The organism is Shewanella sp. 1180_01, assembly GCF_052850535.1.
In genome coordinates, this window is the sequence record NZ_VXCT01000166.1 from 1 (window position 1) to 772 (window position 772).

At 47.8% G+C, this 772-nt stretch carries 1 protein-coding gene and 2 other RNA genes; 2 read left to right on the forward strand and 1 reads right to left on the reverse strand.

Going from position 1 to position 772, the window contains the following annotated elements:
* Positions 1–168: 168 nt before the first annotated feature.
* Positions 169–241, forward strand: an RNA gene (locus tag FW758_RS24665) — hammerhead ribozyme type II.
* A gap of 7 nt (positions 242–248) precedes the next feature.
* Here the strand turns inward: FW758_RS24665 and FW758_RS24670 are convergent.
* Positions 249–608, reverse strand: coding sequence for a hypothetical protein (locus tag FW758_RS24670; RefSeq protein ID WP_263256586.1), 360 nt, complete (start codon positions 606–608; stop codon positions 249–251).
* Positions 609–684: 76 nt separating this feature from the next.
* Here FW758_RS24670 and FW758_RS24675 point away from each other — a divergent pair.
* Positions 685–745: hammerhead ribozyme type II (locus tag FW758_RS24675), an RNA gene on the forward strand.
* The last annotated feature ends 27 nt before the right edge of the window (positions 746–772 follow it).

Below are 772 nucleotides of genomic sequence, written 5' to 3' on the forward strand. Positions count from 1 at the left end.
TGCTGAAAGGCCGCATTACTGTTTGATGATGTGCGCCGCGCTGCTCAATGCGCTCAAGGAGTTAAGCCAAGAGTTTGCGGGCGAACGCCGCGCTGTGATCGGTTTCTTTATGGAAAAGTCACTCAACAACTTAGGGCTACTAGCAACAGCGGGCTAGAGCCCAAGACCCAGCGAAACACTGGCGGCCTAGGCCGCTAGTGTCTATCCAGCGTAGTGGCTGGGTACTGATGAGCAGCTAAGGAGTATTGTTATGAATCGTGTTCCTCTAATCCGCCTTGGATCACGCCCTGAAACCATGTCGGCTTCGGCGTTATCTCGCTATCTTGCGCTTTTTGAAACAATTCAAGTAAAGCGCCAGATTCAGCCTTTTGTGACAGCAAGCGGTAACGTTCAAGCAAGCGATGCCCCATGTTTCCTATCTGATGATCTTCAAGTGAATCGATCAGACTAGATAGCTGCCGTTCTAGTAATCCTGGTTCAATCGCGTTTTGGCTTAAGAGGTTGAAGTAAAGGCTATCCAGTAGACCTGTTAAAGGCTGAGTGAGTTGTTCATTCATCATCTCGTACATTACTTGAATGATGGTTTCATGATCATTTTCGGTCAGCATTTTTTTCTCCGTTGTGATTATTGGTTGGCGCCTTAACCATGACTGAGAAATTAGGCGGGGGCAACCCCGCCACCTTTTGCGAAACGCCGATAGGCGTCTATCCGATGTAGTGATCGGGTACTGATGAGCAGCTAACAAAATGAACTCATTTTAAGAGCTAATGA

Bases quoted from the DNA above. Each gene is read 5' to 3' on its own strand.
- FW758_RS24670 (WP_263256586.1), bottom strand. From the start codon at position 608: ATGCTGACCGAAAATGATCATGAAACCATCATTCAAGTAATGTACGAG.